Source organism: Collimonas sp., assembly GCF_035566555.1.
Lineage (GTDB): Bacteria > Pseudomonadota > Gammaproteobacteria > Burkholderiales > Burkholderiaceae_D > Collimonas.
Map to the genome: position 1 here is coordinate 1 of NZ_DATMRB010000170.1, position 7,357 is coordinate 7,357.

Consider the following 7,357-nt stretch of genomic DNA (forward strand, 5'->3'; position numbering starts at 1 on the left):
AAATACCCAGCCAGCGGCGGCGGCTGCCAAAGGTAAAACGTGCAGTTGAGATGTGTTCGGACGAAGACGGCATCCGCATAGTGTAAACGATCCGCCTGGATTAACTCTCCGCAAGCGTAAGAGTATGTAATAAACCACGTAAAATATTGGACCTATATCAAATTGGAATAGTTGCCGATGCCGCAGCAATCACGTTTCCCCGCCGGCCTTGCGCTGGCATTCATGCTGGCCGGCGGATGCCTGCCGACGGCGGCCCTGGCCTCGCCCGTTGCGAACCTGGCGCCGATCCGGCTCGGCATGATTGAGGGCATGTCGGGACCGTTTGCCAATGCCGGCGAGGCGGTCGAGCACAATATCCGCTTTGCGGTGGAGCAGGTCAATGCGCGCGGCGGGGTACGCTTGCCGGATGGGCGCCACCCTCTTAGCCTGACAGTGTTCGACAGCAAGCAAGGGGTAGAAGATGCCTTGTTGCAGCTAAAGCAATTGACTGACCAGAAAATCCCGTTCGTGCTGGAAGGCAATAGTTCTGCGGTGGCCGGCGCGCTGGTCGAGGCAATCAACAAGCACAATGCCCGTACGCCTGACAACCGCGTACTGTTCCTGAACTACTCGGCGGTCGATCCGGCGCTCACCAATGAAAAATGCAGCTTCTGGCATTTTCGTTTCGATGCCAATGCCGATATGCGCATGCGTGCGCTGGTGGAGGTCATTCAGAACGATCGCCAGGCGAAAAGCGTTTACCTGATCGGCCAGGATTACAGTTTCGGCCAGCAGGTGGCCAAGGCGGCGCGCCAGCAACTGCTGGCGGCGCGGCCCGATATCAAGATCGTCGGCGAGGAATTGCATCCGATCGGCAAGGTCAAGGATTTCGCCCCCTACATCGCCAAGATCCGCGCCAGCGGCGCCGACACAGTCATCACCGGCAACTGGGGCAATGATTTGACGCTGCTGGTGAAAGCCGCGAAAGAAGCCGGCCTGCGCCTCAAGTTCTATACTTTTTATGCCAATAGCCTGGGTGCGCCCGCAGCCATCGGGGATGCAGGCGTGGGGACGGTGCGTGCAGTTGCCGAGTGGCATCCCAACATTGCCGACGGCGTCCAGAATGCCGCCAGCGATGCCTTCTACCGCAGTTTCCGCCAGCGTTTCCCGCAGCCGAAAGATGACTATCTGTTTTTGCGCATGGATGTCATGATTGACATGTTGGCGAGCGCCATAGAGAAAGCCCAGACTACCGAGGCGGCAGCTGTGGCGCGGGCGCTCGAAGGCGCACAATACAAGAGCAGGTTTCACGAAGCGAGCATGCGCGCCGCCGATCACCAGCTGATCCAGCCCTTGTATGTGGCGGTGATGCAAAAGCTCGCCGACGGCGGCATCCGCTTCGACAATGAAGGCAGCGGCTACGGTTTCAAGACCGAGCGCTATCTGGCGCCGGCGGCGACGGCGCTGCCAACGACATGCAAGATGCAGCGGCCATGAGGCGAAGCCAGGGGACTGTTATAGTCCGCTGGCGGTAAGATGGATTTTCCTTGAGGGAGATTGGCGATGAGCGGTTCTAGTATTCCGGGAGCAGATGCAATGCAGGACAGTCTTGAATTCATCAAGAAGATGTGGGGCGGCATGGGCGTGCCGGGCATGGTTGTGCCGACCTTGTCGGTGGAAGAGATCAACAAGAAGATCACCGATTTGAAGGCGGTGGAGTCATGGCTGAATCTTAACCTCAACATGCTGCGCACCACCATCCAGGCGCTGGAAGTGCAGAGTGCGACGCTGTCGGCGCTGCGGGCGATGGGCGCGGTCAATCAGCCGGAAGAGGGTAGCGAACCGCCGGCGAATGCATGGACGATGCCGTCCGGTTTTCCATTTTCGTTCATGACCGCCGCCCAAGATGCTGATGCGGCTGTACCGCCGATGCCGAAAAAGAACGAAGCGGAAGCGCCGGCCGCAGCCGCCGCTGCGCCTGACACTGGAGCGGTCCCTCCTTCTGCCGGAAATGCCAACGCCTGGTGGGATCTGCTGCAAAACCAGTTCAAGCAGGCCGTGAACAGCGTGGCGGCGACGGAAAAGGCGGCGCAAGCTGCGCCACCCGCGGCTGCCAAGAGCGGCGCCAAGGCGCCGGCCAAACCGCGCAGTAAACCTGCTGTTAAAAAGACCAGTGGCGCAGCCGCCGGCAAGACAAAAACGGCAATGGGGAAAATCAAGCCGGCCTCTAAATAAGGTTGCGGCTCGAGATGCGTAGCGCGTCCCGGAAATTGCACGCTGTGTAAAGAAGGTTGAGATTGGCGCTGGCCTGTTCCAGGAACGTTTGCCGGCGCCGATCGTTAACCAGGCAGGATATGAGATCCGGTTGCCACTGTGGCAATGCCAAATTCTTCGAACAGCTTGACTAGCGTCGGATAAGTGCGATCATTGAAATCTAGGAGGCTGGTACTGCCCGAGGCCATGCCTGCAGTTTTCATCCTTTCGCAACGATTACTCATTGGCCGGCTCCGGCAATCCGCAGCTTGTGCGTGAAACATTTCAGAAAACAGGTTTCTGACTGATGAAAAACTCACAACAACGCGTTGGCTGTGTTGTGATTTGTGCCATTTCCCCAGTAAAAAATGCTGGTCGGCCGGTTTATAAACGGCCTTGTAACAAATTCTTGGTAAAATCGAGCAGTTAACTCACTTGCTTAAGGTATGTATGCTGTATCCAGAACTGTTTAAATCGCTTGAACAAGTCCGCTGGAACATGGAGACCGATATTCCATGGGACAAGTTTGATGCCACCCAGTTGTCCGACGAACAAGCTCAAACTATTCGTATGAATGCGATTACGGAATGGTCGGCGCTGCCTGCAACCGAGATGTTCTTGCGCGATAACCGCGGCGACAGCGATTTTTGCGCGTTCATGTCGGTCTGGTTCTTCGAAGAGCAGAAGCATTCGCTGGTGATGATGGAATACCTGCGCCGCTTCCGGCCTGAGCTGGTGCCTACCGAAGCCGAGCTGGACAAGGTGCGTTTCGAATTCGATCCGGCGCCGGCCCTGGAAACCCTGATGATGCACTTCTGCGGCGAAATCCGTCTCAACCACTGGTACCGTTGCGCCTCCGACTGGCATACCGAGCCGGTGATCAAGCAGATCTACAAGATCATCAGCCAGGATGAAGCGCGCCACGGCGGCGCTTATCTGCGATATATGAAGAAGGCCCTGGCTGAAGTCGGCGATAGCGCTTCGGCGGCATTTGCCAAGATCGGCGTTCTGATGGCTTCGGCGCGCCGCACCGAAAAGCCGCTGCATCCGACCAACCTGCACGTCAACCAGTCGCTGTTCCCGAACGACACGGTGCAGAGCCGCCTGCCGGACCCTGAGTGGCTGGAGCGCTGGCTGGACAACCAGATCAAGTTCGACGGCGTGTGGGAAAAGAAAGTGGTCGACCGCATCCTGCACAATATGTCCTTGCTGTTTGAACGCACCTTCGATACGGTGCAGGAACTGAACCGCTATCGCAAGGAAGTAGTTGCGCGCCTGGCCTTGAAGTCGGCCGAAGCAGTCTGATCACTGGCCGTATTTGCGGCGACGGTATGTAACGTCGCCTGCAATGCAGGCCATCATTGATACCAAGCCGCTTGTCGCGGCTTTTTTTCTATTCGCCATGCCTACATTTGAAAACAAGCTTTGCACCCGCGCCGAACTGAAGGCGCGCGTCGCTTCCCTGCCGCAGCCGGTGGTGCTGACCAACGGCGTGTTTGACATCCTGCATCGCGGCCACGTCACCTATCTGGCGCAGGCGCGTGAGCAGGGGGCCTCGCTGGTGGTGGCGGTGAATACCGATGCCTCGGTCAAGCGCCTGGGCAAAGGCGATGACCGCCCGATCAATACCTGCGTCGACCGCATGGCGGTGCTGGCGGCGCTGGAAGCCGTCAGCCTGGTGGTCGAGTTTGATGAAGATACGGCGCTGGAAGTGGTGCAGGAAGCCCGGCCCGGCGTGTATGTCAAAGGCGGCGATTACCAGATGGATGCGATTCCCGAAGGCCGGGCGGTGCTGGCCTATGGCGGACAAGTGGTCGCCATCCCGTTTGCCCATGACCGTTCGACCAGCAAATTGCTGGACAAGGTGCGGCAAGGTTCGTGAACGTTTTGGCAGTGGATGCAAAAAAAGCGCGAGGTTCGCGCTTTTTTTACGGCTGGCGGCCGCTGCCTAGTGCTGGTGCATCGCCTCGGCCGATTTGCCGCTGATGTCGGTGACGCTGACCGAAACATCGATTTTTCCGGCTTTCTGGAAAGTCAGCGTCAATGGAAACTTGTCGCCCGCCTTCAAAGGCTGGGTCAGGCCGATCAGCATGATGTGATAGCCGTTGCCCGGCTTCATGTCGACGGTGGCCGCCGGCGCCAGCTCAATCTCGCCGACTTCGCGCATTTTCATGAGATTGCCCTCCATGGACATGGTGTGGATTTCAGCGCTCTTGGCTGCCGGCGTGCTGACGCCGATCAGCTTGTCGGCTTCCTTGCCGGTATTTTCGATGCTGAGAAAGGCGCCGCCGCTGGGCTGGCCCGGCACGGTGGCGCGAGCGTAAGGATGGCCGATATGCAAGGCGCCGACTGTGTATTCATGGGCATGGGCCGAAACGCTGATCGCCAGCGCGCAGAAGAACAGAGAAACCGAACGTAAAGACATACTGATCCTTTGAGTAGATTGCGTAGATTGTTCTTGCAGCGCGGCTGGGTTGCTGGCCGCAGCCTGGCTTACGATTATAGCAATGCCGCCGCGCTTGTGACTTTATCCACGGAAATGTTTGTCAGGCGCCGCCGCTGAAGCCATTCTGGCGCCAGGCTTCATAGACGACCACGGCAACGGTGTTGGACAAGTTGAGGCTGCGGTTGTCTGGCCGCATCGGCAGGCGAATCCGCTGCGTCGGGGGAAATGATTCGCGCAGCGCCGGATCCAGGCCGCGGGTTTCCGAACCGAACACGAAGACGTCGCCTGGCAAGAAGGCCAGATTGGCGAACGGTGTCGAACCGTGGGTAGTCATGGCAAACATCCGCTCCGGCGCATAACTGCCGGCTGCGCGCATGCTGGCGACAAAGGCTTCCCAGTCGGCATGTACTTTCATGCTGGCGTAATCGTGGTAGTCGAGGCCGGCGCGGCGCATCTTGGCGTCGTCGAGCGGGAAGCCGAGCGGCTCGATCAGATGCAGCTGGGCGCCGGTATTGGCGCACAGGCGGATGATGTTGCCGGTATTCGGCGGAATTTCCGGTTCAACCAGGACGACGTGGAACAAAGCGATTCTCCTTCTATATATTAATTGCGGGACAGAGTCGCACGGATAGTGTTTAAGAGCTACCGTAGCGTGGCGAATTACACTTCCCGTGCAGCTCTGCCCTCAACTGACTAAAACAATGGCGACGCAAGCCGCTCAAGGGGTTCTTGCGAAGACGAAATTGGTAATCCGGCGGGCGCCATGGCGGCGCAGGGTCTTGGCCAGCGCGTGCAGGGTTTCGCCGGTAGTCATGACATCGTCGACGACACCGATATGACGGCCGTCGATTTTTGCGCTAGCCGCAGGCGCCATGGCAAAGGCCTGACGCAGATTGCGGCGACGCTGCTCCAGGTCCAAGCCCATGGATTGCGGCAGCGTGTCGCGCTGGCGCAGCAGCAGATCATGACGCAGCGGAATACCGGTCAGGCGGGCCAGCGGCTTGGCAATCTCGTGCGCCTGGTTGAAACCGCGCTGCTGCAGCCGTTGTGCGCTGAGCGGAACGGCCATCAATATATCCGGCAATTCCGCCTGTTTGCCAGTTGCCTGCAACAGCATCGCATCCCTCAGCATCTTGGCGAACACCGGCGCCAGCGCCAGCTGGCCGCGAAACTTCAAGGCCTGGACCAGCTGGTCCAGCGGAGCCGAATAATCGCATACAACGATAGTGGCGTCGAAGGCTCTGGACTGTTTCAGGCAGTTGCCGCATTGGAGCCGGCCGGCGCCCCCGGAGCGGGGCAGCGGATTTGCACATTGGGTACAGCGCTGCCGGCTGCTGGCAAAGTAGTGCTTGCTGCAGCCGTCGCAAATCACCTGATTGCCGTCCCGCCCGCATACGGCGCAGCAAGACGGCATGCTGCGCAGGATACGGGCAAGTTGATGTTGCGACCATAGTCGCAGTCGGGGGAATGGCAAGGGCGAGTCTCGTTCTGGTTAATCAGGGCAGTACAGCCAGCTTACATACAATCAAGCGTGTAAACTACTGGCGATTATCGCATTTCACCTCACCTGCCGGATTTTGATGCCTACCTCATTGCCTCCTTCTGAAACCAGCCAAAGCGCCCCGATCGACTTGCGCAGAGTACGCCAACTGTTCGCCCAGCCTGCGCTGGTGCGCGAATCCGAGTTCATGCGCCGGGAAATATCCAGTCGCATGCATGAGCGCCTTGCCCTGGTGAAACTGAGTCCGCAGCGGGTATTGGATGCCGGTTGCGGCGCCGGCCCTGATATATATACATTGCAACAGCGCTTTGCCGATGCCGCGATTATTGGGCTGGATGCTGCAGCCACCATGCTGTCATTGGCAAAAGAGCAACGACAAGGTGCGCAGCTGTCGGTGAACCGCCTGTTAAAGAAGTGGCTGCCGTTTACCGGTAGCGGCGAGCAGTTGTCTTCGGCACTGCTATGCGGCGATTTCGCCCAGTTGCCGCTAGCGCCGAACACGGTCGACCTGGTCTGGTCGAACCTGGCGCTGCACTGGCATCCGCAACCGGACCGCGTGTTTGCCGAATGGCGCCGCATATTGCGGGTGGATGGCTTGCTGATGTTCTCCTGTTTCGGGCCGGATACTTTTAAAGAGCTGCGCAATGCATTTGCCGCCATCGACGACGGCGCCCATGTGCTGCCGTTCGTGGACATGCATGATTTCGGCGACATGCTGGTCAATGCGGGTTTCTCTACCCCCGTGATGGATATGGAAACCATCACCGTCACCTATGACACGGTAGAGAAGTTGCTGGCCGATGTCCGGGCCTGGGGCGGCAATCCGCTGGCGACCCGTGGCCGCGGCTTGTTAAGTAGAGAGAAGGGCGGACGTCTGAAGGATGCGCTGGAAGCGAGCCGCAGGGCGGACGGCAAACTGCCGCTGACCTTTGAGATTGTCTATGGCCACGCCTTCCGGCCGGTGCCTAAAACCACCAGCGGCGGCGAGTCCATCGTGCGCTGGGACCTGGGTAAAGACAGGTAAATCAGGTAAATGAAAATATTTTAAAGAATTTGCGTAAAAGTACTTGCGGGGAATTGGGGGGATTGCTATAGTTCGCCTCCCGTTGAGAACGACGCGAAATAAACGAAGCAGCAGCGAGTGATTGAGGCTGATTTGAGAGCGAAGTTTGAGGGAA

8 protein-coding genes are annotated in these 7,357 nt (G+C 58.6%); 5 read left to right on the forward strand and 3 right to left on the reverse strand.

The annotated features are described in order from the left end of the window. The first annotated feature begins 222 nt into the window (after nucleotides 1-222). The 4 genes from VNZ65_RS21110 to rfaE2 all read left to right on the forward strand — a co-directional run bounded on the left by VNZ65_RS21110 (nucleotide 223) and on the right by rfaE2 (nucleotide 4,114). On the forward strand, nucleotides 223-1,476 hold the full coding sequence (locus tag VNZ65_RS21110; protein ID WP_325672562.1) for a branched-chain amino acid ABC transporter substrate-binding protein: 1,254 nt from the start codon (nucleotides 223-225) through the stop codon (nucleotides 1,474-1,476). A gap of 66 nt (nucleotides 1,477-1,542) precedes the next feature. After that, nucleotides 1,543-2,214, forward strand: a complete 672-nt coding sequence (locus tag VNZ65_RS21115; protein WP_325672554.1) for a PhaM family polyhydroxyalkanoate granule multifunctional regulatory protein — start codon at nucleotides 1,543-1,545, stop codon at nucleotides 2,212-2,214. Nucleotides 2,215-2,682: 468 nt separating this feature from the next. Next, nucleotides 2,683-3,537 (forward strand): hypothetical protein, encoded by an 855-nt coding sequence (locus tag VNZ65_RS21120; protein ID WP_061944670.1) that lies wholly within the window; start codon nucleotides 2,683-2,685, stop codon nucleotides 3,535-3,537. A 97-nt stretch (nucleotides 3,538-3,634) separates the two neighbouring features. Then, a complete protein-coding gene (gene rfaE2 / locus VNZ65_RS21125; protein WP_325672555.1) occupies nucleotides 3,635-4,114 on the forward strand; it encodes a D-glycero-beta-D-manno-heptose 1-phosphate adenylyltransferase in 480 nt (159 codons plus the stop codon). 66 nt (nucleotides 4,115-4,180) lie between these two features. Here the strand turns inward: rfaE2 and VNZ65_RS21130 are convergent, their stop codons facing one another. From VNZ65_RS21130 to VNZ65_RS21140, 3 genes are all read right to left on the reverse strand, one after another. Beyond that, nucleotides 4,181-4,657: a copper chaperone PCu(A)C gene (locus VNZ65_RS21130; RefSeq protein ID WP_325672556.1), complete on the reverse strand. Its 477-nt coding sequence runs from the start codon at nucleotides 4,655-4,657 to the stop codon at nucleotides 4,181-4,183. Nucleotides 4,658-4,778: 121 nt separating this feature from the next. Then, nucleotides 4,779-5,261, reverse strand: coding sequence for a tRNA (uridine(34)/cytosine(34)/5-carboxymethylaminomethyluridine(34)-2'-O)-methyltransferase TrmL (trmL, locus tag VNZ65_RS21135; protein WP_062119331.1), 483 nt, complete (start codon nucleotides 5,259-5,261; stop codon nucleotides 4,779-4,781). 135 nt (nucleotides 5,262-5,396) lie between these two features. Continuing rightward, entirely contained in the window at nucleotides 5,397-6,152 is a 756-nt protein-coding gene (locus VNZ65_RS21140) for a ComF family protein (protein ID WP_325672558.1), read from the reverse strand. A 106-nt stretch (nucleotides 6,153-6,258) separates the two neighbouring features. On the opposite strand from VNZ65_RS21140, the gene VNZ65_RS21145 reads away from it, so the two are divergent. Beyond that, nucleotides 6,259-7,203, forward strand: a complete 945-nt coding sequence (locus VNZ65_RS21145; RefSeq protein ID WP_325672560.1) for a methyltransferase domain-containing protein — start codon at nucleotides 6,259-6,261, stop codon at nucleotides 7,201-7,203. The last annotated feature ends 154 nt before the right edge of the window (nucleotides 7,204-7,357 follow it).

Bases quoted from the DNA above. Each gene is read 5' to 3' on its own strand.
- VNZ65_RS21110 (WP_325672562.1), top strand. From the start codon at position 223: ATGCTGGCCGGCGGATGCCTGCCGACGGCGGCCCTGGCCTCGCCCGTT.
- VNZ65_RS21115 (WP_325672554.1), top strand. From the start codon at position 1,543: ATGAGCGGTTCTAGTATTCCGGGAGCAGATGCAATGCAGGACAGTCTT.
- VNZ65_RS21120 (WP_061944670.1), top strand. From the start codon at position 2,683: ATGCTGTATCCAGAACTGTTTAAATCGCTTGAACAAGTCCGCTGGAAC.
- rfaE2 (WP_325672555.1), top strand. From the start codon at position 3,635: ATGCCTACATTTGAAAACAAGCTTTGCACCCGCGCCGAACTGAAGGCG.
- VNZ65_RS21130 (WP_325672556.1), bottom strand. From the start codon at position 4,657: ATGTCTTTACGTTCGGTTTCTCTGTTCTTCTGCGCGCTGGCGATCAGC.
- VNZ65_RS21145 (WP_325672560.1), top strand. From the start codon at position 6,259: ATGCCTACCTCATTGCCTCCTTCTGAAACCAGCCAAAGCGCCCCGATC.